The sequence below is a fragment of the Pseudomonas corni genome (genome assembly GCF_057128765.1).
In genome coordinates this window covers 535459-559353 of record NZ_JBSKHW010000001.1, presented here as the reverse complement: position 1 = coordinate 559353, position 23895 = coordinate 535459, and the positions used below count along the sequence as shown (strand labels likewise).

Sequence of the window (23895 nt, the reverse complement as noted above, 5' to 3'; positions counted from 1 at the left end):
TCGCGAACAAGTTCGCTCCTACAGAGCAATGGGTTATCTGCGCGGATTGCGGCAACGCATGACCTGTAGGAGCGCGCTTGCCCGCGATGGCAGTGGATCAGTCACCTGATTCGTCGTCTGACACGCTGCCTTCGCGAACAAGTTCGCTCCTACAGAGATGGGGTCGTACCCGTGACGTGCCTCAACACGTGACTTGTAGGAGCGGACTGCTCCCACAACAAACGTTCAAGAACGCAGTACCCACAGGAGCCCAGGATGTCTGAAGTTTCGTTGAACGGTCGCTGCCTGGTGGCCGGGATGGCGCAGGGTGAGTTGCTGTACGCCGACGTCGGCCTTAGCTTCTGGGGCGGGGTCGAGCCGTTTACTGGCGAAGTCATCGACCGCCACCATCCGCTCAGCGGGCAGATCATCACCGGGCGTGTGCTGGCGATTCCCAGCGGACGTGGTTCGTGCACCGGCAGTAGCGTGCTGCTGGAACTGATCCTCAACGGCCATGCACCGGCCGCATTGGTGTTCGAGCGGGTCGAAGACATCCTCACCCTCGGCGTGCTGGTGGCCGAGCAGATATTCAACCAGTCGATCCCGGTCATCAGCCTTGGGGGCGAAGGTTTTGCTGCACTGCGCGGCGTACCGTTCGTACGGGTCGACAACGATCAAGTCACCTGCCTCGCTTCCTTGCAAACGGCATCAACGACAAGCGCAAACCCGACCTTCAACGTCATCCATTCCAACGTCGTCCTCAGCGAAACGGACCAGGCGCTGCTCGACGGCGCTTACGGCAAAGCCGCGCAAGTGGCGATGGGCATCGTCGTGCGCATGGCCGAGCTGCAAGGCGCGACCGAACTGCTGGACATCACTCAGGCGCACATCGACGGCTGCATTTATACCGGCCCGGCAAGCCTGCGCTTTGCCCGGCAACTGGTGGATTGGGACGCCCACGTGCGCGTGCCCACCACGCTCAATTCCATCTCGGTCGACAAGCGCCGCTGGCGTGAACTCGGCGTCGATCCGGCTCTCGGCGAACCTGCCAGCCAGTTGGGCGACGCCTATCTGGAGATGGGCGCCAAAGTCAGCTTCACCTGTGCGCCCTACCTGCTCGACAGCGCGCCTGAATTGGGTGAACAGATCGTCTGGGCCGAGTCCAACGCGGTGGTTTATGCCAACAGCGTGATCGGCGCGCGCACCCTGAAATACCCGGACTACCTGGACATCTGCATCGCCCTAACCGGCCGCGCGCCGAAGATCGGCTGTCATCTGACCGAACAACGTCACGCCACATTGCGCATCGACCTGCCACCGCTCGACGGCCTGGACGATAGTTTTTACCCGCTGTTGGGGTACCACGTCGGCCTGTTGTGTGGCGCTGAAATCCCGGTGGTCTGCGGGCTGGAATCCAAAGCGCCGACCCTGGACGATCTCAAAGCATTCGGCGCCGCCTTCGCCACCACATCCGCCGCCCCGATGTTCCACATTGCCGGTGTCACGCCGGAAGCCTACAGCGCAGAACTGGCCATGGGCGGAATCCCGCCAGCCAAACATCTGCACGTTCGACCCGATGAATTACTCAACAGTTGGCGCGAACTCAATAGCGCGCAAAGCCCGGAGGTCGACGCCGTTACCTTGGGTAACCCGCATTTTTCCCTCAGTGAATTTGCCACCGTCGCCCGGCTTTGCGCCGGCAAACGCAAGCATGACGCAGTGGCCGTCGTCATTACCTGCGGCCGGGCTACGCTGGAAAACGCCGAAAAAGCTGGCTACGCCGACACGCTCAGAACCTTCGGCGTGCAACTGGTTACCGACACCTGCTGGTGCATGTTGGGCGAGCCAGTCATCCCACCCGCCGCTCGCACACTGATGACCAACTCCGGCAAATACGCCCATTACGCGCCGGGGCTGGTGGGCCGTCGCGTGCATTTCGCAAGCCTGGCCGAATGCGTCGAAAGCGCTTGCACCGCCAAGGCCAGCGGGAATTTGCCGGTCTGGCTACAAGCCGCCGAACGTACGGGAGTTGCCCATGTTTGATTACAACTTCCATTGGCGTGCGGCATTCAAGGCCCTGCCGGACATGCTCGACGGCGCTCTGGTGACATTTGAAACCGCAGCGCTGTCGATGATTCTCGGGGTGCTGATCGCCCTGTGCCTGACCTTCATGCGCCAAGGGGATAACCGCATGTTCCGTGGGATTGCCGCCACGTGGATTTCCATTGCGCGCAACACGCCGTCGCTGTTTCAGGTGTACATCCTGTATTTCGGACTGGGCTCGTTTGGGATTCATATCAGTTCGTGGGCGGCGTTGCTGGCCGGGATCACCATCAACAACGCAGGCTACCTGGCCGAGAACTTTCGCGGCGGCCTCAAGGCGGTGCCCGACACCCAGCTGCGCGCCGCCCGCTCTCTGGGCATGAGCGCGCCGCAAGCCTATCGATTGATTGTCATCCCGCAACTGCTGCGCATCGTGTTCTATCCGCTGACCAATCAGATGGTCTGGGCGGTACTGATGACTTCAATGGGCGTGATCGTCGGCCTCAACAACGACCTGACCGGCGTGACCCAGGACTACAACGTCAAAACCTTCCGCACCTTCGAGTTCTTCGCCATCGCGGCGGTGCTGTATTACCTGCTTGCCAAGTTGATCGTGGCCGTGGCGCGGCTGCTGTCCTGGCGCCTGTTCCGGTACTGAGGGAAGACCATGTTCAATAGCAGTTTTTCCTGGAACGACCTGCTGTTCCTGCTCCAAGGCGCATGGATGACGATTCTGCTGACAGCGATTTCGATGCTGATCGGCACGTTGGCCGGAGTCGTCTGCGGCATGCTCCGCGCCCTGTTCCCCCGCAGCACCATCCCGCTGGCGTGGTTGCTGGACGTGTTTCGCAGCGTGCCGTTGTTGATTCAGTTCGTGCTGTTCAACGCGCTGAAAAGCATTGTCGGCCTGAACTGGAGCGCTTTCGCGGTGGCTTGCGTGGTCCTGGGGTTGTATGTCACCGCTTACTGCACGGAGATCGTGCGCAGCGGCGTGTTGTCGGTGCCAATGACCGTGCGCCGCGCCGCCCGCTCGCTGGGCCTGAGTTACTGGCAGGACCTGCGCCAGATCATCATGCCGATGGCCACCCGCGTGGCCTTCCCGGGCTGGATCAACCTGTTGCTGGGGGTCATGAAAGACACAGCCCTTGTGATGTGGATCGGCATCGTCGAACTGCTGCGCGCCTCGCAAACCATCGTCACGCGCATCCAAGAACCGCTGCTGGTGCTGTGCATCGCAGGCCTCATTTACTACGTCATGAGCCTGGTGATTGCACGCCTGGGCGCCCGACTGGAAACAAGGTGGCAGGAAAATGATTGAGATCGACAACGTACACAAATCCTTCGGCGACCTTGAGGTGATCAAGGGCGTGAGCCTGAAGGTCGAGAAAGGCGAAGTTGTCTCGATCATCGGCGGCTCGGGCTCGGGCAAGTCGACGCTGCTGATGTGCATCAATGGTCTGGAATCGATCAAGAGCGGCAGCATCCGCGTGGACGGCACCGAAGTGCATGCCAAGGGCACCGACATCAACAAGCTGCGGCAGAAGATCGGCATCGTCTTTCAGCAGTGGAACGCCTTTCCGCACCTGACCGTGCTGGAAAACGTGATGCTGGCCCCGCGCACCGTGCTGGGCAAAAGCAAGGCCGAAGCCGAGGCGCTGGCGGTCAAGCAACTGACTCATGTAGGCCTGGCGGACAAGCTGAAAGTGTTCCCCGGCAAGCTTTCCGGCGGGCAGCAACAGCGCATGGCGATTGCCCGGGCGTTGGCGATGTCGCCGGATTACATGCTGTTCGACGAGGCGACATCGGCGCTCGATCCACAATTGGTGGGCGAGGTGCTGGACACCATGCGCATGTTGGCCGAGGACGGCATGACCATGATTCTGGTGACCCACGAAATTCGTTTTGCCAGGGATGTGTCGGACCGCGTGGCGTTTTTCCGTAACGGACTGGTGCATGAAATTGGCACGCCGGATCAGGTGATCGGCAACCCCCAGCGGCCGGAGACGGCGGACTTCTTACGCTCAATCAATTAACGCAGACCGGTAGGAGCGAATTTATTCGCGAAGCGGTGTTCCGGTCAGCCAGATATCTGTCGGCTGTACCGGCCTCATTGCGAGCAAGCTCCCTCCCACAATGAGGGTCAGCACGCAGTTCTGTAAGAGCGAATTTATTCGCGAAGCGGTGTTCCGGTCAGCCAGATATCTGTCGGCTGTACCGGCCTCATCGCGAGCAAGCTCCCTCCCACAATGAGGGTCGGCACGCAGTTCTGTAGGAGCGAATTTATTCGCGAAGCGGTGTTCCGGTCAGCCACATCGATGTTGGCTGTACCGGCATCTCGCGAATGAATTCGCTCCTACAGGAACGCGTTCATTCAGGGGTACAAAAAGAGGAGCAAGCAATGCGCTCATCGAAAGTGATTCACGTAGTCAGTTGTCACGCAGAAGGCGAAGTCGGCGATGTGATCGTCGGCGGCGTTGCGCCCCCGCCCGGCGACACGATCTGGGAGCAGTCGCGCTGGATCGAGAAGGACAACGTATTGCGTAACTTCATGCTCAATGAACCGCGCGGGGGAGTGTTCCGTCACGTCAATCTGCTGGTGCCGCCGAAGAACCCGAAAGCCGACATGGGCTGGATCATCATGGAACCGGCCGATGTGCCACCCATGTCCGGCTCCAACTCGCTGTGCGTGGCGACGGTGCTGCTGGACAGCGGAATCCTGCCGATGACCGAGCCGGAAACCCGACTGATTCTCGAAGCACCGGGCGGCCTGATCGAGGCCATCGCGCAGTGTCGTGACGGCAAAGTGCAGAGCGTCGAAGTGCATAACCATCCCTCCTTCGCCGATCAAATTGACGTGTGGATCGAGGTGCCGGGGCTGGGGTCGATCAAGGTCGATACCGCGTACGGCGGCGACAGTTTTGCGATTGTCGATTCGGTGGGACTGGGCTTTTCGCTGACTGCTGATGAGGCCAAGGATCTGGTGGAAACCGGGCTGAAAATCACCAAAGCCGCCAACGAGCAATTGGGCTTCAACCACCCAACGAACAAGGACTGGAATCACATTTCGTTCTGCCAGATCGCAGCGCCGCTCAATTACGACGGCGGCGTGGCGAACGCGGCGAACGCGGTGGTGATCCGCCCCGGCAAGATCGACCGCTCGCCCTGCGGCACTGGGTGCTCGGCGCGGCTGGCGGTGCTGCACGCCAAAGGGATATTGAACGTGGGCGACCGGTTTATCGGACGCTCGATCATCGGCTCGGAGTTTCACTGCAAGATCCAGAGCGAAACCGAGCTGGCGGGTCGCAAGGCGATTGTGCCGAGCTTATCGGGCCGGGCGTGGATCACCGGCACCCATCAACACATGCTCGACCCTAGCGACCCGTGGCCGGAGGGGTACAAATTGACCGATACCTGGCCGGTTGGGTTGAAGTTGTAAGACTGCCGCTTTGTAGGAGCGCGCTTGCCCGCGATTGCTATTCGCCTGTGATGCATTCGTTGAATGACACACCGCGATCGCGGGCAAGCGCGCTCCTACAGGGGGTGCTTTACCGCGAAATAAACGTATACGAAATCCATTATTCAAAAACCGGAGTGACTCATGAGCAAAACCGTAACCTGGAGCGGTGTCTTCCCTGCCGTCACCACTCAATTCAACGCCGACTTCTCTCTCAATCTGGAGGCTACCCACAAGGTCATCTCCAATCTGGTGCGCGATGGCGTGTCCGGCTTGGTGATCTGCGGCACGGTGGGGGAAAACACCTCGCTGAGCGTGGCGGAGAAAATCAGTCTGGTGGAAGTCGCCAAAGACGCATCCGCAGGCCGCGTGCCGGTGATTTCCGGCATCGCCGAATTCACCAGCTACAACGCCAGTGCCGTGGCCAAGGAAGTTGAAAAGGCCGGGGCCGACGGCATCATGTTGATGCCTGCGCTGGTGTATTCCGCGAAACCGTTCGAGACCGCTGCGCATTTCCGCACCGTGGCCGCCGCCACCGATCTGCCGATGATGGTCTACAACAACCCGCCGATTTACAAAAACGACGTGACGCCGGACATCCTCATCTCTCTGGCGGACTGCGACACCATCGTCTGCTTCAAGGATTCCTCGGGTAACACCAATCGCTTCATTGACGTGCGCAATGAAGTCGGCGACCGCTTCGTGCTGTTCGCAGGCCTGGATGATGTGCTGGTGGAAAGCGTTGCCGTGGGCGCGGTGGGTTGGGTGTCGGGCATGTCCAACGCCTTCCCGAAAGAGGGCGAAACCCTGTTCCGTCTGGCCAAGGCGGGGCGCTTCGCCGAGGCGATGGCGCTGTATGAGTGGTTCATGCCGCTGTTGCACTTGGATGCCCGTCCGGACCTCGTGCAATGCATCAAGTTGTGCGAAGCGATCATGGAACGCGGCAGCGCCCTCACCCGCCCTCCGCGGCTAGCGCTGCCGGACAGTGATCGCGAATACGTCGAGAAACTGATGAAAACCGCGCTGGCCGATCGGCCGGTGTTGCCGGAGGTGGGGTTGTAACGAGCGCCGCTGCTTCTGTAGGAGCGAACTTGTTCGCGAGACGGCAGACCTGAAGACATCAGGTGTCAGTCTCGCCAACAAGTTGGCTCCTACAGGCCCTGCGTTTGGCCTCAGATATTCACAATATTCACAAACCGCGAAGCAGCTGTTTCGTCGATCCGCAGGCTTTCGAAATCAAACAGATTGCGGTCCGCCAGCTGTGACGGCTGCACATTTTGCAGGCTGCGGAAGATGCTGTCGGTGCGGCCGGGGGTCTTGCGCTCCCATTCGAGCAGCATGTCCTTGACCACCTGGCGCTGCAGGTTTTCCTGAGAGCCGCACAGGTTGCACGGGATGATCGGAAACTGCTTGAGGTCCGAATACGCCTGAATGTCTTTCTCGGCGCAGTAAGCCAACGGACGGATTACCACGTTGCGGCCATCGTCCGCGCGAAGTTTGGGCGGCATGGCCTTAAGGGTGCCGTTGAAGAACATATTCAGGAAGAAGGTTTCGACGATGTCATCGCGATGATGACCGAGGGCCATCTTGGTCGCGCCGATCTCGTCCGCGAACGTATACAGCGTGCCGCGACGCAGACGCGAACACAGTGAACAGGTGGTCTTGCCCTCCGGGATCAGCTCCTTGACCAACGAATAGGTGTCTTTTTCTACGATGTGGTATTTGACGCCCAGGGTTTCTAGATAGGCCGGCAAGACGTGTTCGGGGAAACCCGGCTGTTTCTGGTCCATGTTGACGGCAACGATCTGGAAATTGATCGGCGCCACTTTCTGAAAATGCATCAGCACGTCGAGCAGGGTGTAACTGTCTTTTCCACCGGACAGGCAGACCATCACCTTGTCGCCCTCTTCAATCATTTTGTAGTCCGCCACGGCCTCGCCCGCGAGCCGGCGCAGACGCTTCTGCAGTTTGTTCTGATTGACTGAAAGGGTGCCCATGGTTGCTGGTATCCGCTCGCGATGGCTCTGGAAAGGGGCAGTATTTTACGCATAAACCCGAATATCAGTAATCACCTCAGGCTATTAACAATTCCCTGTGAGTGCCAATCGCTCTAAAGCCCACGGTCTGCGGGGCGTGTAGCTTTCTATACTCGGTGGTGAGCTTACCGTTTTCACCCCGAGGAGAACCGGCATGATTCATCACGTTTTGGGGTTGTTCACGCATCCCGATCGAGAATGGCAACAGATACGTGGCGAGAAAGAAGAAAGCATCAGCCACATGTACCTCACCCACACGCTGATTTTGGCGGCAATTCCTGCCGTGTCGGCGTTCATCGGCACTACCCAGGTCGGCTGGGTCATCGGCAACCGCGCGCCTGTCATGCTGACGGTCGACAGTGCTATCTGGATGACCATCATGTCGTATGCCGCCATGCTCTGCGGAGTCGCGGTCATGGGCGGTTTCATTCACTGGATGGCGCGCACCTATGACGCCTCCCCGAGCCTGGCCCGTTGCGTCGCGTTCGCCACCTACACCGCCACACCGCTGTTCATCGGCGGACTGGCGGCGCTCTATCCGCACATGTGGCTGGGGATGCTGGTCGGGTTGGCCGCGGTTTGCTACACAGTGTATTTGCTGTACGTCGGTTTGCCGGTGTTCATGAATATCCATGCAGACGAAGGGTTCATGTTTTCAAGCTCGGTGCTGGCGGTGGGGTTGGTCGTGCTGGTTGCGATCATGGCCTTCACCGTGGTGCTGTGGGGCATCGGGGTTGGGCCGGAGTACACCAATTGATGCACGCCGCTGCTTTTCTGTAGGAGCCAACTTGTTGGCGAGGCGATGTCAGGCGAAGCCGCTAGACCGCTTCGCGAACAAGTTCGCTCCTACAGACAAAGGCATGCGGTGAACCGACGACCATTCGGCAGCTCAAGTTTTCGATAACCCCGGTCGATGCGGCATACTCGCGCTCTCTGGAGATCGATGAAGCATGCCCGAGCAACTCAATTCCCGCGTCGAAACCTGCTACCAACAAGCCGAAGACTTTTTCAAACGCTCCTTCAAGCGACCTGTCGTCAGTCTCAAGCTGCGCGGTCAGAAGGCGGGCGTCGCGCATTTGCACGAAAACATGCTGCGCTTTAACCCTCAGCTCTACCGTGAAAACAGCGAAGACTTCCTGCGCCAGACCGTAGCCCACGAAGTCGCGCACCTGATTGCCCATCAGTTGTTTGGCGACACCATCGCGCCCCACGGCGAGGAATGGCAGCTGATCATGCGCGGCGTATACGAACTGCCGCCCAACCGTTGCCACACCTACGAAATCCAGCGCCGTAGCGTGACCCGTTACATCTATCGCTGCCCCTGCCCTGAAAGCGAGTTCGCGTTTTCCGGCCAGCGCCACAAGCTGGTCAGGAAAGGACGGCGATACCTGTGCCGAAGTTGTCGGCAGGTGTTGGTGTTTAGCGGTGAGACGCGGGTCGAGTAATCCAGACCGGCCCAACGCATACGGGCATTGCGGCTGTTCCGATATTCACTCGATAGCCGACTGGCCTACCGAGCAGACACAAAAAAGCCCGTCCTGAGACGGGCTTTTTCATTTCACGTACCGCTTAACGGTTACGAGCGCCCAACGGTAGTCGCCGGGCCTTCAGCTACACCCAGATCATCCATCGGACGGTTTTCGTCGATGGCACGGCCACCGGATGCCAATTCAGCCTGCATCACGTCTACGTCCAGTTCCTTCACCCACTTGGCAACAACCAGGGTGGCAACAGCGTTACCGACCAGGTTGGTCAATGCGCGGGCTTCGGACATGAAGCGGTCGATACCCAGGATCAGCGCCAGACCGGCAACCGGCAAATGACCGACAGCCGACAAGGTGGCAGCCAGAACGATGAAGCCTGAACCGGTCACACCGGCAGCGCCTTTGGACGACAGCAGCAGCACCAGCAGCAGAGTGATCTGGTGCGTGATGTCCATGTGGGTGTCAGTCGCCTGAGCGATGAACACTGCGGCCATGGTCAGGTAGATCGAGGTGCCGTCCAGGTTGAACGAGTAACCGGTTGGGATTACCAGACCCACAACCGATTTCTTCGCGCCCAGACGCTCCATCTTGATCAGCATGCGTGGCAGTGCGGATTCCGAGGAAGAGGTACCCAGCACGATCAGCAGTTCTTCACGGATGTACTTGATCAGCTTCAACACGCTGAAACCGTGAGCGCGAGCGATACCGCCCAGCACCACCAGCACGAACAGAATGCAGGTGATGTAGAAGCACAGCATCAGCTGACCCAGTTGCACCAGCGAACTCACGCCGTACGCGCCGATGGTGAACGCCATGGCGCCCAACGCACCCAGTGGCGCCAGCTTCATGATCATGTTGATGATGTTGAACATCACGTGGGCGAAGCGATCGATGAAGTCCAGGACCGGCTTGCCGTAAGCGCCCAGGCGGTGCAGGGCGAAACCGAAGATCACCGAGAACATCAGCACTTGCAGGATGTCGCCGTTGGCGAACGCGCCGACGATGGTGTTCGGAATGACGTTGAGGATGAAGCCAACGATGCTCTGGTCTTTACCGGCGGTCACGTAGGCCGCGATTTTAGAGGCATCCAGGGTGGTGACGTCGATGTGCATGCCGGCGCCCGGTTGCACAACGTTGACCACGACCAGGCCGATCAGCAGCGCGATGGTGGAGACGATTTCGAAATAGAGCAGCGCGTAGCCACCGGTCTTGCCCACGGATTTCATGCTCTGCATACCAGCGATACCGCTGACGACGGTGCAGAAGATGATCGGCGCAATGACCATTTTGATCAGTTTGATGAACCCGTCACCCAAAGGCTTGAGGCTGACGGCAGTTTCGGGATACCAGTGACCGAGTGCGATACCGATAACGATGGCAACGATTACCTGGAGATACAGGGATTTGTACAGTGGCTGACGAGTCGTCATTGCAGTTTCCTCAAGAGCATCGGCCTGCATCATCCAAGTGATACAACGACGCCTAAAGTACGAACCCTCCTGCGTTGGAGGGATTTGTTTTGTCGAGCTGCGCGTGGCAGACCTCTGCGCTGTATCGCAAGCTGCGTGCCATGTTCTTGAATAACCCTGAGAGCCGCGACAGGCAAGGAAATCTCTAGTAACGGTAGCTGGAAAAGGGGGAATGAGGTGGCGGTTTTCCGCCTAATGACAAGGATTTTGTCGCGAGGGTGGCGGGTATCCGCCGTAGCTGGGAGTTTCGTTTGTAGGAGCGCGCTTGCCCGCGAATGCAATCCGTCTATGACCGATCTGTTCACTGACAAACTGCAATCGCGGGCAAGCGCGCTCCTACAGATGATCGAGACAGCGCTTAAACCTGAAAATGAATCCTGAACGCCGCGCCGCCCAGATCCGAATCCCCCAGCGTCAACCGTGCGCTGTAGCTTTCGATGATGTCTTTGACCACCGCAAGCCCGATGCCCTGCCCCGGGTTCTGGCGATCCAGCCGTTCGCCGCGTTCAAGAATCCGCGCGCGCTGGCTTTCCGGCACGCCGGGGCCGTCGTCTTCGATGCACAGCTCATTGCCCATGATCGACGCATTCCAGCTGACCCGCACTTCACTCAGGCACAGGCGATAGGCGTTTTCCAGCAGATTGCCGAGCATTTCCAGCAGCGCGCCCTCCTCCATCTGCACCTGACAGTCATCTGGCAGGTCGAGCACCGCCGCCACGCGTTTGTCGCGGTATACCTTATCCAGCGTATTACACAGGCTTTGCACCACCGGCTTGAGTTTCACGTGGTGGCGCACCAGCCCGCTCTTGCGCAGGCTGGCGCGTTGCAATTGATAGCCGATCTGCTGGCTCATGCGTTCAATCTGCGACTGCAGAATCCGCGCCTGCTCAATGTCTTCGGGACGTTTGGCGAACACTTCGCTGACCCCCTGCAACACCGCCAAAGGGGTTTTCAGGCTATGGGCCAGATCGTCCAGAGAATCGCGATAACGAATGCGCTGCTCCCGCTCGCTGCTCAACAGCCGGTTGAGTGAATCGGTCAGGCGCAGCAACTCGCTGGGGTGTTCATCGCTGAGGCTTTCCCGCGAGCCCGCCTCTACCTGATCCAGCTCCTGACTCATGCCCCGCAGCGCACGCAAGCCCCAGGTCAAACCGACCCAGAGCAAGGCCAGCAACACAATCAACGCGCCACCGAAGCCGAAATAAAGTTTTTCCCGCAGGCCAGAAATGACTTCCTGATATTCGCGCACCGGTTGCAGCGCGACGATGCTGTAGGCGGCGTTGCGTCCACCCAGCAGTTTGATTTCGACGTCGTAAACAAAAAACTCCTCGCCACTGGCCTCGCGAATCTTGGCGAACTCAGTGCCGCGCCCGTCGTAGCGCGGCTGGTATTCGATGTCTTCGTCCTGGGTCGCGCGCGAGCGCCAGACCAGTTTGCCCTGACGGTTATAGATGTAACCGAGCAAGCGGCTGTCCGGCAGACTGAATTGTTCGCCGGGCAACAGCGTCGGCATCAGCAGGTGGTCGTCTTCCACCCGCGCGGCGGAGATCAGCGTGGTGACGTCGGACGCCAGGCGTTTTTCGATCGAGCTTTCCAGCGCCAGGCTGAACGCACTCTGCAACGCCGGCAGCATCAGCAACATGAAAATGACCGCCAGGGTAGCGGCGGCCAGCATCAAACGCAGGCGAAGCGAACGAATCATTTACAGCGCTCAGTGAACAAGTAACCCAGGCCGCGCACCGTATCGATGGGTTTGAAGCCATCCGGGCCTTCGAGTTTGCGCCGCAGACGGCCGACCAATACTTCGATGACGTTGGGGTCGCGTTCGTCGTCATCGGGGTAGAGTTGCTCCATCAAGCGCTCTTTGGGCACCACTTGCTGATGATGACGCATGAGGTATTCGAGAATCCGGTATTCATACGCGGTCAGCGCCAGCGGTTGTTCATCAAGCACCGCCTGCTTGCGGTTGAGGTCGAGCAACAGCGGGCCGGCGATGATCGTCGATTGGGTGAAACCGCTGGAACGACGCAGCAAAGCATTGAGTCGCGCTTCAAGCTCTTCAAACTGAAACGGCTTGACCACGTAATCGTCGGCGCCTGCGGCCAGGCCTTCAACCTTGTCCTGCCAGTTGCCGCGCGCGGTCAGGATCAGGATCGGGAACGCCTTGTTCTGCACACGCAGCTGGCGGATCAAATCCAGACCGCCCATGCCGGGCAAACCCAGATCGATGACCGCCAGATCGTGATTGAACTGGCCCGCCTGATACAGCGCTTCCTCGGCGTTGGCCACCGCCTCCACCACGTGGCCGCTTTCGGTCAAACGCGTGAACAGGTGGTGGCGCAACAACGCTTCATCTTCGACGACCAGCAACTTCATGACGCACTCCCAGGCAAAGGCACACCTCTCGACAGACCGCTTACAGTAAATGGTGGATCGGCAAATAGCTGCCTTGCCCTTGGCTCAAACTCAACGACGCCTGGACTGGCTCGCTCTGGGCTGAGGCCCCGGTGTCGAACAGTCTAGCCGTACTCGCCAGCGGCAGGCTGACATCGTAACTGCCGAGCAGATTTTCCTGGCGCACTTTGACACCGTTGTAGCTGGCCGACAGGTTTTCGAAGCTGACGCAGTAGGCGTGATCGACATGCTGCTGGCTCAGGCTCTGCCCCCAGGTGCCGGCGGCATTGGCGCTGCTGCCGCTCACTGTGCGACGCATGCCACTGGGTCTGTCGGGCTTTTCGCTGGTCTTGCCGTAGTCGATACGCGAAATGTCCGCATTGCCTTCGGCGGCTTGGGCAGCGGCGCTGCTGCCGAGAAAAGCCAAGGCCAGAAATAGCTTGTTGAATGTCAGCATGTGCAGGTCCTCCGGCGCCGGGCGCCCTCTTGGATACAGCGCCAGAGTACGGAGCGCGCGCTGAACCCCTCCTGAACGTGAACTGAACCTGAGCTGAACACATATGTACCGCACAGGGTCGGAGTTCTAGCGACACAATGGTCTAGGCTCAAACGCCAATAGCTAAACGGCGGAACGCCTCTCTATCTATAAGAAGGAGATTGAACATGCGGTTGTTGATAGCTCTTACGCTAATGTGCCTGGCAGGCTTTGCCCAGGCCGAAGTCAAAACCCGGCAGATCGATTACCAAAGCGCCGACGGCACCAAGCTCGTCGGCTATTACGCCTATGACGACGCAATCAAGGGCCCGCGGCCTGGCATCGTCGTGGTCCACGAATGGTGGGGCCTGAACGAATACGCCAAGCGCCGCGCCCGCGACCTGGCTGTTCTGGGTTACAGCGCCATGGCCATCGATATGTATGGCGAAGGCAAAAACACCGAGCACCCGGCCGACGCCATGGCCTTCATGAAAGCCGCCCTGCAAGACAGCGGCGCCGCCAACAAGCGTTTTGACGCGGGTCTTGAGCAACTGAAGAAACAACCCGAGACCAACCCGAACAAGATCGCGGCCATTGGTTACTGCTTCGGCGGCAAGATCGTGCTCGACGCAGCCCGTCGCGGCGAAACCCTGGCCGGCGTGGTGAGTTTCCATGGCGCACTGGTGACCGATACGCCAGCCACTCCGGGCAGCGTCAAGGCGCCGATTCTGGTTGAGCATGGCAATGGCGACACCATGGTCACTGCGGAAAACGTAGCCAATTTCAAAAAGGAAATGGACGCGGCTAAGGTCGACTACAAATTCGTCGGCATCGACGGCGCCAAGCACGGCTTCACCAACCCCGACGCCGACAAGCTGAGCCACGGCGAGCACGGCGGCCCGGACATTGGCTATAACAAAGCGGCGGACATGAGTTCGTGGGCGGACATGAAAGCGTTCCTCAAGGAAGCGTTTTCCAAGAATTCGTCGATGTAACTGTGTCGCGGTAGAAACCCCTCTGTAGGAGCGAACTTGTTCGCGAAGCGGCCTCACTGATACACCGCATCAGCCGCCTCGCCAACAAGTTGGCTCCTACAGATCCGCGCTTCGCAGCACATGACTTCCCCACCATCACCCGGCAAAATGCCGCCCATGACCGATCACATGCACCTCCCTCCCTGCTGTCCCGCCCTCGACCATCACTGGCCATTGCCCCGTGTATTGCCGGGCGTGGTGTTGGTGAGCAGTGCGTTCGACCCAAAACAACTGGCAGACGGCGATTTCCAGCGCTGCCTCATCGAGCCGCCCGCCAGCATTCAGCGCTCGGTGGCCAAGCGTCAAACCGAGTACCTCGCCGGCCGGTTATGCGCACGGGAAGCCATGCGCCGCCTCGATGGCCGTATTCAGGTGCCAATGATTGGTGAAGACCGCGCACCAATCTGGCCTGAAGATATCTGCGGCTCGATCACTCACAGCAACGGCTGGGCAGCTGCCGTCGTGGCGAGCAAGCAGCATTGGCGTGGGCTGGGGATGGACATCGAAAACCTGCTCGCCCACGACCGTGCTGCGCGACTGGCCGCAGAAATCATGCTGCCCGATGAGCTGAAACGCATGGCCGCCGGACCCGAACATCAAATCGCTCACTGCGTCACCCTGACTTTCTCGCTGAAGGAAAGCCTGTTCAAAGCGCTGTACCCGCTGGTGCTCAAGCGCTTTTACTTTCATGACGCCGAGTTGCTGGATTGGTCGGATGAGGGGGTTGCGAGGATGCGCTTGAAGATCGACCTGTCCGCTGAATGGCACGAAGGCCTAGAGCTTGATGCCCAGTTCAGCGTGCAGCATGGGCAGATCCTGAGCCTGGTCAGCATCGCCGCGCATCGGTAGGCATCGAAAATCCGTGGGAGGGAGCTTGCTCGCGAAAAGGTGGTTCATCCGACAGATTGCTTGCGCGTGAGCTATCGTTTCGCGAGCAAGCTCCCTCCCACAATAATTGGTGCCATTCCAGGCAATTCAGCAGATTCAATGCCTGTAGGAGCGCGCTTGCCCGCGATGGCGGTATGTCTGCGATACATGAATCAGATGACACACCGAATTCGCGGGCAAGCGCGCTCCTACAATGAACTTCTGTTCGGGTCGCAATCGTCGGGTCCGAGCGGGCAATGCTCACACCGCCCCACCCACTCCACCCGATGACTCAAACAACAACTGCGCCGCTGACGCCGCACACCGGTCGCGCTTTCTATATAGATGATGGCGCCGAACAGGGGATTACGTCGTCCATCCGGTCTTGTGCGCTCATTGAGCAGGGCATAACCATCAAGCAGCGAAACATCGCTCACCTGCGCCAACTGCGTCAGGCAAGTTTCCAGGTAATCCCCGGCGTTGCCCCACAACACACCTGCCGCGACACCGCCATAGGCGCTCAACACGCCGATCACCTGTTGCAAGTGATCGAGTAAAAAACCAAACCGCTCAAACGGATCGCCCCGCTCACCCGCGGGACAGAAACCAGCACCCAAAAATCTTACGCCGTCCAGCACCCCGCGCTCATTAAGCGCAAACGCGATCTGATCCAGACTCAGCGGCCAGTGAGCGTCGTGAACCAAAGCCGCGACAACCACGGGCGGGATGATCTGCATGAAGTAATACTTGGACCACTGCGACACCAACACTGGCAACTGGCTCGGCATCAGCGCCGGGCCATAGACGCGCATCAATAGCTGATCAAGGGTTTGGGGCTGCAACAGTTCCGGCACAGCAATCACTGGCCTCGGATCATCCTCCGCCAGCAGCGACTTACTAAAACGCATCAAGGCGCCATCCCACCACTCAGGCCTCACGGGCGCCGCCCTGTCGACGGGGCCAAGCCAGGCTGAAACACGCACCGCCCAGGGCTTCACTGCGACCAATCAACGCCCGCCCGTCATGCCAATAAATGATGCGCCGCACAATCGACAACCCCAACCCGTGCCCGCCCGATGCCCGAGTGCGGCTGTCATCCAGGCGCATAAACGGCGTGAATATCCGCTCCCAGGCGTTTTCCGGCACACCGGGGCCATCGTCTTCGACATCAATGCGGCAACGTTCCTGGCCGAGGTGATAACTGATACGAACCTGCGATTGCGCGTGACGCATAGCATTGCTCACCAGATTCTGCAGCGCCCTGTGCAAATAACGCGGTTCGGCGTCCACCCACGCCTCTTCGCTTGCGGGATCGATCTCGAACGCTGTGACCTGAACCGACTCCCCCCGCGACACCCGCACATTGGCCCGCAGCGGCGCCAGCTCGCCGATCACTTGGTTGATCAACGCCTCCAGATCGATACGCTGGAAACTCAACGTCGGCGCGCCTTGCTCAAGCCGCGCGTAGGTCAGCATCTCGTCAACCAGCTTGTCGAGGTCCTGAATATCGTTGTCCATCCCGATCCGGTATTTCTCCCGCGCCTCAGGTGTGGCGGCGTCGCTGATCATCTCCAGCCCGAAGCGCAAACGCGCCACCGGTGTGCGCAGCTCGTGGGACACCGCGCGCACCAGTTCCCGCTGGATCATGAGAGAACGCTGCAAATGCTCGGCCATGCCATTGAACGCCGTGGCGAGCCGCCCAACCGAGTCGCTGCCCGCTGGCGGGACGCGGGTGTCCAGGCTGCCTTGGGCGATCTGCGTGGCGGCAGCTTCCAGCCCGCGCAAACGGTGTTCGAGCCGGCGCACCAACAGATAAACCACCAGCCCGATGAGGCACAGGCCCAGCAACGCGATCAGTATCAACAGCTCGGGCGGATAGGGATTCATCTGGTACAACGGACCGATCTCCAGCACCCACGGCGTCTCGCCCACACCCGACAGCACACGAATCGAATCACCGCCCTTGCCCAGCGCCAGCACCGTATCGCCTTCGTCGATGCGCCGACGTTGATCATCATCGACATCCAGCTGATCGAGCTTGATCAGGTGCATATCAAAGCCGAAGCCTTTGCTCACGCGCAGGGTTTCCAGGCGCACCGGTTGCTCGTCCACCGGCGTGCGCACCAACTCATCCATCAACAAGTAAATAGTCGCGCGGGCGAGCTGTTCGCTGATCTGCTGCACTTCGCCGGTCAGCAGTAAAGCGCCAGCCTGCCCCGGCGGCGCGTCTTCGACCTGACGAAACACCCGAGCAGCATGGGGTCCCGTCTGCTCGACCACCACTTGCCCGCGGCTCAGGCGATTGCGACTGCCGCCGTCCAGATGCGCCTGTTCGGCGGCTTCCAGCTTCAACGGTATCCCCAGCAAACGCTCCCACACCGACAGCGCTCGGCCGCGATCAATGGCGTTCATGGGTTTGAGGTTGTCGGCCATCAGGGTGAATGTGCCGTGGGCCAGTTGCTCTCGATATTGCTCGGCGCGCACCTTGTTCACCAGATGCAGGGTCAGCACGCCAAGCAGGGCCACCAGCACCAGCACCCCCAGCATGCCGCCGTAGATCCGCAGGAAGATGGAGTTCATGGATCAGCCGCCCCGCATGAAGTTGTTCATGTCCCGGGCGGCTTCGGGCACGAACAGATAGCCCTTGCTGCGAATGGTCTTGATCATTCGGGGATGAATCGGGTCATCGCCGATGCGCGGGCGAATGCGCGAGATGCGCACGTCGATGGAGCGGTCCTGCCCGTCGTAGCCCACGCCGCGCAGGGCGGTGAAGATTTCTTCGCGGGACAGAATGCGCCCGGCATTGGCCACCAGCAGCCACAACAGGTCGAATTCGGCGCTGGTCAGCTCGATGCTCTGCTCGTTGAGCCAGGCCTCGCGCAAGGCGCTGTCCACCACCAGCGGGCCGAACACCAAGCGGCGCTGCTCTTGGGTGGAGGCTTCGGGCACCTCGCTGCGCCGTAATAAGGCATGAATGCGCGCCAGCAAAACGCGTGGGTGGACCGGTTTGCAGACGAAATCGTCGGCACCCATGTCCAGGCCCTGGATCTGATCGGTGTCATCGGTGCGCGCGGTGAGCATGAGAATCGGGCCGTCGTAGCGGCTGCGTACGTTGCGGCAGATGCTCAGACCGTCTTCGCCGGGCAGCATCAGGTCGAGAATCACCAGGTCCGGCTGCTCGTCGATGATCCGCGCAGACGCCTTGGCGCCATCGCCCTCCAGACTGACCCGCAGGCCGTGGTTCTCAAGGTAATCGCGGGTCAGCTCGGCCAATCGCTGGTCATCCTCGACGATCAGCACCTGCCAGGGTTCTTGCTGCACGGGGCATGTCTCCAGGTGTTGTTCTTATTAATAGACGGCACCGCTTCAGTAGGAGCGAATTTATTCGCGAGGCGGTTTATCTGATCAGCCTCTCAATCACTTCGCCAACAAGTTGGCTCCTACAGGTTATCTCTGCCACTCCAGCGCAATATCTGTAGGAGCGAATTTATTCGCGAGGCGGTTTATCTGATCAGCCTCTCAATCACTTCGCCAACAAGTTGGCTCCTACAGGTTATCTCTGCCACTCCAGCGCAATATCTGTAGGAGCGAATTTATTCGCGAGGCGGTTTATCTGATCAGCCTCTCAATCACCTCGCCAACAAGTTGGCTCCTACAGGGTGTTGCGGCTGGCGATTGTAGCAACGACCCCAGCATGTCACACGACATCCAAATCGCACCAAAATCGACCTTGCCAGCGCCACATTTTGTGATAGCGTTCGCGCCCTCAAAAAAGCGCGCCGCCTGATAAAAAACATCACAAAAGGATGACCAACGGCGCAATGCAGGCCTGCTGCGGCCTACACGGGTTTTCCCGCTTTCACACACAAATTACACACACGTTTATCCACAGGCGACACGTTGCAATTAGTGTCCAAAACGCATTATCTTGTAGCGCTTAGCGGAGACAGACCCTACATGTAGGGTTTTGATCAAAAAGCCAACCACAAGTCAGCTTGAGTTTTCAAGCATTTTTCTTGGGTGCTTTTCTTAGGTTAAGCAGGCTCAACCCGCGACAGTTTCTACCGCCAGACCGCGCACGCGAATGGCAGATACGCACACCATGTGATCTGCGCATCACGGAGCGTCACCGCACTACCTTTGCAACATATAACCAGCATTGTGCAATCGATTTTTCAGGGTTACCGGCCATGCCTGTAACCCTTTGGACTTCAAAGCCAGGGAAGCGGCCATTACCCATTCCCCTTCCGTTTTGAAGTTGTTGTGTGATCGGTATTTGTCGATCAACTGCCTCAAGACGGAACGCTGTGCACGCAGTGGCCAAACAAACTTAAAGAACGTGGAGACACCCATGCAAACAGACACAACTCGCGAGAATCCGCAGGCCAAAGCGCCGCAGACAGGTGAGACCCAGCAGGACCTGTCCGCCACCGCACCGGGTCAGTTGCGTGTGATCAAGCGTAACGGCACCGTTGTCGCCTACACCGATGACAAGATCACCGTTGCCATCACCAAAGCGTTTCTTGCAGTTGAAGGCGGTACCGCCGCCGCGTCGTCGCGCATCCACGACACCGTTGCCCGCCTGACCGAACAAGTGACCGCAACCTTCAAGCGTCGCATGCCTTCGGGCGGCACCATCCACATCGAAGAAATCCAGGATCAGGTAGAACTGGCGCTGATGCGCGCTGGCGAGCAAAAAGTGGCTCGCGACTACGTGATCTATCGCAACGACCGCTCCAAAGAGCGTGCGCATCGTGTCGGTGAAGAGCCTGTTCAGGCCCACCCTTCGATCCGCATCACTCGCGCCGACGGCACCATGGCGCCGCTGGACATGGGTCGTCTGAACACCATCGTCACCGAAGCGTGCGAAGGTCTGGCCGAGGTCGATGCCGACCTGATCCAGAACGAAACCCTGAAAAACCTGTACGACGGCGTTGCGCTGAAAGACGTCAACACCGCACTGGTGATGACCGCCCGTACCCTGGTTGAACGTGAGCCGAACTACTCGTTCGTCACCGCTCGCCTGCTGATGGACACCCTGCGTGCCGAAGGCCTGGGCTTCCTGGAAGTTGCCGAGAGCGCGACTCACCACGAAATGGTCGACCTGTACGCCAAAGCGCTGCCGTCCTACATCGCCAAAGGTATTCAGTACGAACTGCTGAACCCGGTTCTGGCCACCTTCGACCTGGAAAAACTGGGCAAGGCAATCAACCACGAACGCGACCAGCAGTTCACGTACCTGGGCCTGCAAACCCTGTACGACCGTTACTTCATCCATAAAGACGGCATCCGTTTCGAACTGCCGCAGATCTTCTTCATGCGCGTGGCCATGGGCCTGGCGATCGAAGAGAAAGCCCGCGAAGACCGTGCCATCGAGTTCTACAACCTGTTGTCGTCCTTCGACTACATGGCCTCGACCCCGACACTGTTCAACGCCGGCACCCTGCGTCCACAGCTGTCGAGCTGCTACCTGACCACCGTTCCGGATGACCTGTCGGGCATTTACCACGCCATCCACGACAACGCCATGCTGTCCAAATTCGCAGGCGGTCTGGGTAACGACTGGACGCCGGTTCGCGCGTTGGGCTCTTACATCAAGGGCACCAACGGCAAATCCCAGGGCGTCGTTCCGTTCCTGAAAGTGGTCAACGACACCGCTGTGGCAGTCAACCAGGGCGGCAAGCGCAAAGGCGCTGTGTGTGCGTACCTGGAAACCTGGCACATGGACATCGAAGAGTTCATCGAGCTGCGCAAGAACACCGGTGATGATCGCCGTCGTACCCACGACATGAACACCGCCAACTGGATCCCTGACCTGTTCATGAAGCGTGTCTTCGATGACGGCAAGTGGACCCTGTTCTCGCCATCCGAAGTCCCGGACCTGCACGACCTGACCGGCAAAGCCTTCGAAGAGCGTTACGAGTACTACGAAGCGCTGACCGAGTACCCAGGCAAGGTCAAGCTGTTCAAGACCATCCAGGCCAAAGACCTGTGGCGCAAAATGCTCTCGATGCTGTTTGAAACCGGCCACCCTTGGCTGACCTTCAAAGACCCGTGCAACCTGCGCAGCCCGCAGCAGCACGTGGGCGTGGTTCACAGCTCGAACCTGTGCACCGAGATCACCCTGAACACCAACAAGGACGAGATCGCGGTCTGCAACCTGGGCTCGATCAACCTGCCAAACCACATCGTCGACGGCAAACTGGACACCACCAAGCTCAAGCGCACCATCGACACTGCCGTGCGCATGCTCGATAACGTGATCGACATCAACTACTACTCGGTGCCGCAAGCTCGCAACTCCAACATGCGCCACCGTCCAGTGGGCTTGGGCATCATGGGCTTCCAGGACGCTTTGTACCTGCAGCACATTGCTTACGGTTCGGACGCAGCGGTTGAATTCGCCGACAAATCCATGGAAGCGGTCAGCTACTTCGCGATCCAGGCTTCGTGTGATCTGGCCGACGAGCGCGGCGCTTACGAGACGTTCCAAGGTTCGCTGTGGTCCAAAGGCATCCTGCCGCTGGATTCGCAACAGATCCTGATCGAGCAACGTGGCCAGAAGTACATCGATGTGGACCTGAACGAGTCTCTGGATTGGGCACCGGTTCGCGCCCGTGTTCAGAAAGGCATTCGTAACTCCAACATCATGGCCATCGCACCGACCGCCACCATCGCCAACATCACTGGCGTGTCGCAGTCGATCGAACCGACGTATCAAAACCTGTACGTGAAATCGAACCTCTCCGGCGAGTTCACCGTGATCAACCCGTACCTGGTTCGCGATTTGAAAGCGCGCGGGCTGTGGGACTCGGTCATGATCAACGACCTGAAGTACTACGACGGTTCGGTACAGCAGATCGAACGCATCCCGCAGGAATTGAAAGACCTGTACGCCACCGCGTTCGAAGTCGATACCAAATGGATCGTCGATGCCGCCAGCCGCCGTCAGAAGTGGATCGACCAGGCTCAGTCGCTGAACCTGTACATCGCCGGCGCCTCGGGCAAGAAGCTGGACGTGACCTACCGCATGGCCTGGTACCGTGGTCTGAAAACCACTTACTACCTCCGTGCCCTGGCTGCGACCAGCACCGAGAAATCGACCATCAGCACCAGCAAGCTCAACGCAGTATCGAGCGGCGGTCACGGTCCGGACGAAACTTCACTGGCAGCACCAACGCCAGCCGAAGCTTCGCCAGGCCCGGCCCCAGTGCCGAAAGCCTGCGCCATCGACGAGCCAGACTGCGAAGCCTGCCAGTAACACCCGCCAGCAAGCGCGCCCCTGTAGGAGCGCGCTTGCCCGCGATGCTCTTAAAGCAGCACACTCCTCTGTAGGAGCGCGCTTGCCCGCGATAGCTTTTACGGCAACACCGAGAACCGGGAGCCCTTACGCTCCCGGCCCTCATTTCAGCTACACTCCCTTTTTTCAAAGCCAGGAGAACGCCCAATGCCAGCTCCCTCGCTCGATGCAAAAAAAGCCTACTGCAAGAAAACCCGCCGCTCCAATTACGCAGCCAGCCTGCGCCTGGAAGGTTTCGAGAGCACCCCCCTCGACGCCGAGCGCCGTCTCCCCTCCCGTGAAGAACTGCTGAACACCTATCGCAAAAAATCGGCCTGATGGTCGACAAATATGGCGTTGGCCAAGACCCCTACTGCCTGCCCGGCACCGGGACCCTATGCAATCGCCTGGACCTGACCGACGACAAAACCCTGGCCCAAGCCGAGCGCGACCTGTCCGAAGTCGCCGCACAATCCCTCGACTTCGCTTTACCCCCGTACGATCTTCCCTACCTGCAAAACATCCATCGCCAACTGTTCTCCGATCTCTACGATTGGGCGGGCGAACTGCGCACCGTCGATATCTCCAAAGACGAAACCCACTTTTGCGTCACCCACCGCATCGAGCCCGAAGCCAACAAGCTGTTCAAAACACTGGCCGACGCCAACTGGTTTCTCGACCTGGACCGAACAGCCCTCATCCACGCCAGCGCCGAACTGTTCGGCGACCTCAACGTCGTGCATCCCTTCCGCGAAGGCAACGGCCGGGCGCAGCGCATTCTGTTCGAACACATCATCGTCAATGCTGGTTATGAGATCAGCTGGTGGCCGGTGGAAGCGCGGGAATGGGTACAGGCGAATATTGATGCGGTGGGGTGTGATTACTCGGGGTTGGTGCGGGTGTTTGAGCGGTGTGTGGGGGATGCGATTGGCAATTAAAGGTAAGCGCAAAAGCATGAGCCTTATCATCTGAAATAACCGCCCGTCAGCCCGGTTATTTCTACTTTTCGCAGTACTCAGGCAATGTTTTGAAGGCCTCGCCAAGCAGGCCGGGGCTCTGAGAATCAGGATGGCAGAATCAGCCCTCTCCAATAAAACCGACATCCATCACAACAGTCCACTCATGTGGAAATACCCAGTTGCAACCCTCCCCCGGAAACCTATATCGTGTGTTCCTTAACGCAGCGCAACACTACATAGGCGATTTCGATCCAGATTCACCGCCTCTGCGTCAAGACAAAAATGGCGAGCGCTCATGAGTTCGGAGCGCCAACCAATCTGTAGGACAGATCGGTCGCAAGACACACGCACGGAACAAATTTCCGTATACTTGCGCCCCTCAATCAAGGACAACGACATGACCGCCTGCGCACACAAAGCCG

Annotated in this window: 21 protein-coding genes; 13 read left to right on the top strand and 8 right to left on the bottom strand. The window is 59.2% G+C overall.

What is annotated here, in order from left to right:
- The first annotated feature begins 255 nt into the window (after window positions 1–255).
- The 6 genes from lhpI to ACWKV9_RS02470 all read left to right on the top strand — a co-directional run bounded on the left by lhpI (window position 256) and on the right by ACWKV9_RS02470 (window position 6538).
- Entirely contained in the window at window positions 256–2022 is a 1767-nt protein-coding gene (lhpI, locus tag ACWKV9_RS02495) for a cis-3-hydroxy-L-proline dehydratase (protein ID WP_483834498.1), read from the top strand.
- Window positions 2015–2680 (top strand): amino acid ABC transporter permease, encoded by a 666-nt coding sequence (locus tag ACWKV9_RS02490; protein WP_483834497.1) that lies wholly within the window; start codon window positions 2015–2017, stop codon window positions 2678–2680. The genes lhpI and ACWKV9_RS02490 overlap by 8 nt, the downstream gene beginning before the upstream one ends.
- A gap of 9 nt (window positions 2681–2689) precedes the next feature.
- On the top strand, window positions 2690–3340 hold the full coding sequence (locus ACWKV9_RS02485; protein ID WP_483834496.1) for an amino acid ABC transporter permease: 651 nt from the start codon (window positions 2690–2692) through the stop codon (window positions 3338–3340).
- Entirely contained in the window at window positions 3333–4055 is a 723-nt protein-coding gene (locus tag ACWKV9_RS02480) for an amino acid ABC transporter ATP-binding protein (protein WP_483834495.1), read from the top strand. Before ACWKV9_RS02485 ends, ACWKV9_RS02480 begins: the two co-directional genes overlap by 8 nt.
- A gap of 365 nt (window positions 4056–4420) precedes the next feature.
- Window positions 4421–5458 carry a trans-3-hydroxy-L-proline dehydratase gene (locus tag ACWKV9_RS02475; protein ID WP_483834494.1) on the top strand — a complete coding sequence of 346 codons (1038 nt, stop codon included), beginning with the start codon at window positions 4421–4423 and terminating at the stop codon, window positions 5456–5458.
- 162 nt (window positions 5459–5620) lie between these two features.
- Window positions 5621–6538 carry a dihydrodipicolinate synthase family protein gene (locus ACWKV9_RS02470; RefSeq protein ID WP_483834493.1) on the top strand — a complete coding sequence of 306 codons (918 nt, stop codon included), beginning with the start codon at window positions 5621–5623 and terminating at the stop codon, window positions 6536–6538.
- 110 nt (window positions 6539–6648) lie between these two features.
- Here ACWKV9_RS02470 and ttcA read toward each other — a convergent pair whose 3' ends face one another.
- Window positions 6649–7473, bottom strand: a complete 825-nt coding sequence (ttcA, locus tag ACWKV9_RS02465) for a tRNA 2-thiocytidine(32) synthetase TtcA (protein WP_483834492.1) — start codon at window positions 7471–7473, stop codon at window positions 6649–6651.
- A 193-nt stretch (window positions 7474–7666) separates the two neighbouring features.
- Between ttcA and ACWKV9_RS02460 the strand changes: the two genes are divergently transcribed.
- Entirely contained in the window at window positions 7667–8269 is a 603-nt protein-coding gene (locus ACWKV9_RS02460) for a Yip1 family protein (RefSeq protein ID WP_483834491.1), read from the top strand.
- Window positions 8270–8462: 193 nt separating this feature from the next.
- Entirely contained in the window at window positions 8463–8957 is a 495-nt protein-coding gene (locus ACWKV9_RS02455; RefSeq protein ID WP_483834490.1) for a SprT family zinc-dependent metalloprotease, read from the top strand.
- A 131-nt stretch (window positions 8958–9088) separates the two neighbouring features.
- On the opposite strand, the gene ACWKV9_RS02450 is transcribed toward ACWKV9_RS02455, so the two are convergent.
- From ACWKV9_RS02450 to ACWKV9_RS02435, 4 genes are all read right to left on the bottom strand, one after another.
- Window positions 9089–10426, bottom strand: coding sequence for a dicarboxylate/amino acid:cation symporter (locus ACWKV9_RS02450; RefSeq protein ID WP_483834489.1), 1338 nt, complete (start codon window positions 10424–10426; stop codon window positions 9089–9091).
- Between the two features lie 397 nt (window positions 10427–10823).
- A complete protein-coding gene (locus ACWKV9_RS02445) occupies window positions 10824–12167 on the bottom strand; it encodes an ATP-binding protein (RefSeq protein WP_483834488.1) in 1344 nt (447 codons plus the stop codon).
- Entirely contained in the window at window positions 12164–12841 is a 678-nt protein-coding gene (locus tag ACWKV9_RS02440; RefSeq protein ID WP_483834487.1) for a response regulator, read from the bottom strand. Before ACWKV9_RS02440 ends, ACWKV9_RS02445 begins: the two co-directional genes overlap by 4 nt.
- A gap of 40 nt (window positions 12842–12881) precedes the next feature.
- The gene (locus ACWKV9_RS02435) at window positions 12882–13316 is read right to left on the bottom strand and encodes a hypothetical protein (protein WP_483834486.1); all 435 of its coding nucleotides are present in this window, start codon (window positions 13314–13316) and stop codon (window positions 12882–12884) included.
- A gap of 206 nt (window positions 13317–13522) precedes the next feature.
- Between ACWKV9_RS02435 and ACWKV9_RS02430 the strand changes: the two genes are divergently transcribed.
- On the top strand, window positions 13523–14329 hold the full coding sequence (locus ACWKV9_RS02430) for a dienelactone hydrolase family protein (protein WP_483834485.1): 807 nt from the start codon (window positions 13523–13525) through the stop codon (window positions 14327–14329).
- 156 nt (window positions 14330–14485) lie between these two features.
- On the top strand, window positions 14486–15217 hold the full coding sequence (locus tag ACWKV9_RS02425; protein ID WP_483834724.1) for a 4'-phosphopantetheinyl transferase family protein: 732 nt from the start codon (window positions 14486–14488) through the stop codon (window positions 15215–15217).
- A 227-nt stretch (window positions 15218–15444) separates the two neighbouring features.
- Here the strand turns inward: ACWKV9_RS02425 and fhuF are convergent, their stop codons facing one another.
- Genes fhuF through ACWKV9_RS02410 form a run of 3 tightly spaced genes read right to left on the bottom strand, consistent with a single transcriptional unit; the run spans window position 15445 to window position 18556 of the window.
- The gene (gene fhuF, locus ACWKV9_RS02420; protein ID WP_483834484.1) at window positions 15445–16143 is read right to left on the bottom strand and encodes a siderophore-iron reductase FhuF; all 699 of its coding nucleotides are present in this window, start codon (window positions 16141–16143) and stop codon (window positions 15445–15447) included.
- Window positions 16144–16162: 19 nt separating this feature from the next.
- Complete coding sequence (locus ACWKV9_RS02415) at window positions 16163–17815, bottom strand: ATP-binding protein (RefSeq protein ID WP_483834483.1); 1653 nt, start codon at window positions 17813–17815, stop codon at window positions 16163–16165.
- 3 nt (window positions 17816–17818) lie between these two features.
- A complete protein-coding gene (locus ACWKV9_RS02410) occupies window positions 17819–18556 on the bottom strand; it encodes a response regulator (protein WP_483834482.1) in 738 nt (245 codons plus the stop codon).
- A 1030-nt stretch (window positions 18557–19586) separates the two neighbouring features.
- On the opposite strand from ACWKV9_RS02410, the gene ACWKV9_RS02405 reads away from it, so the two are divergent.
- From ACWKV9_RS02405 to ACWKV9_RS02395, 3 genes are all read left to right on the top strand, one after another.
- Window positions 19587–22496, top strand: a complete 2910-nt coding sequence (locus tag ACWKV9_RS02405; RefSeq protein ID WP_483834481.1) for a ribonucleoside-diphosphate reductase subunit alpha — start codon at window positions 19587–19589, stop codon at window positions 22494–22496.
- Between the two features lie 186 nt (window positions 22497–22682).
- Complete coding sequence (locus ACWKV9_RS02400; RefSeq protein ID WP_483834480.1) at window positions 22683–22853, top strand: YhfG family protein; 171 nt, start codon at window positions 22683–22685, stop codon at window positions 22851–22853.
- Window positions 22853–23452, top strand: coding sequence for a putative adenosine monophosphate-protein transferase Fic (locus ACWKV9_RS02395; protein WP_483834479.1), 600 nt, complete (start codon window positions 22853–22855; stop codon window positions 23450–23452). The genes ACWKV9_RS02400 and ACWKV9_RS02395 overlap by 1 nt, the downstream gene beginning before the upstream one ends.
- Window positions 23453–23895 lie beyond the last annotated feature (443 nt).